The organism is Croceitalea marina (genome assembly GCF_042684265.1).
GTDB lineage: Bacteria > Bacteroidota > Bacteroidia > Flavobacteriales > Flavobacteriaceae > Croceitalea > Croceitalea marina.
This window is the reverse complement of record NZ_JBHULB010000039.1, coordinates 1-1219: the sequence shown is the minus strand read 5'-3', so window position 1 is coordinate 1219 and position 1219 is coordinate 1. Positions and strand designations below refer to the sequence as shown.

Here is a 1219-nt window from a genome sequence, read left to right as displayed (position 1 = left end):
TAAAATTAGGGAAAACTTCCTTAGGTATGGGGTGTAATGTACAAAGCCCATCGATGGCGATAAGCAAAAGGGAAGCGTGCAATGTACGTGATTTTGCGTTCCCGAAGGGATATGGCCATCGACGGTTGGGCTATGAGTAGTTGCGATTGGTAAATCGTACTTTTCCGCTGTTTGTTGTTAAGTTCTAAAGTTACTTTAATTTTCCTATTTAGCATAATGGAGCAATTTTTTTTAGGCATTGTTGTACACTGGGCTTTTTTTTATAAATATTAAAATTAGTCCGACAATTATAAATGGAATACTCAATATTTGCCCCATATTGATTACCATTTCGTTTTCAAATCCGACTTGGTTTTCTTTAAAAAATTCAATTATAAATCTAGCAGAAAAAACCAAAACTAAAAGTAGTCCAAAAATCAGTCCGTTAGATTTTTCTTTAACCATTTTCTTATAACTAAAGATTAATACTCCGAATATTAAAAGATATGAAAATGCCTCATAGAGTTGGGTTGGATGTCTTGGTATTAAATCATCTCTTTGAAAAATAACTCCCCAATTTCCATTTGTTGGTTTCCCATAAATTTCAGAGTTCATAAAATTCCCTAATCTGATGAAGACAGCTACTATTGGTGTAACAATTGCAATTCTGTCTAAAACCCATAAAAATTTTGTTTTATACTTTTTGCAGTAAATTCCGATTGCAATTAAAGTTCCAATTCCTCCTCCGTGACTTGCTAATCCTTGAAATCCGATAAATTGATAAGCATCTCCTATTTTTTTAATTGGCAGTAAAATTTCGAGTGGATTTTCAAAATAATATGAAGGTTCATAAAAGAAACAATGTCCCAGTCTTGCTCCAAGAACTATTCCAACAACAACGTAGATAAATAGTTTTTCTAAATTTTCAATTGGCACATTTTCTTTAATGTAAATCCGTTTCGCAACGTAATGTGCTAAAAGAATACCTGTTGCAAATAATATTCCGTAATATTTTAAAGGAAAAGAATCGGTTATCCAATATATAACTGGGTCAAGATTCCAATTTATAATTCTATCGTTCATTAGTTATCGTGATTTTTTCAGCCTTGTGTACAATGGGCTTTGTTTATGGCGTGTGAGGCGTGCCTCACCAGGAGCCATCATTACGCCTCATAGGTTATAAGTGTAGTCGATGGCCGTACCTTTTGCTCCAGTGCCAGTTTAAAATTAGGGAAAACTT

Annotated in this window: 1 protein-coding gene; it reads right to left on the bottom strand. The window is 33.6% G+C overall.

What is annotated here, in order from left to right; genetic code table 11:
* Positions 1-231: 231 nt before the first annotated feature.
* Positions 232-1062, bottom strand: coding sequence for a prolipoprotein diacylglyceryl transferase (gene lgt / locus ACFSQJ_RS14225; protein WP_377767640.1), 831 nt, complete (start codon positions 1060-1062; stop codon positions 232-234).
* Positions 1063-1219: the final 157 nt, after the last annotated feature.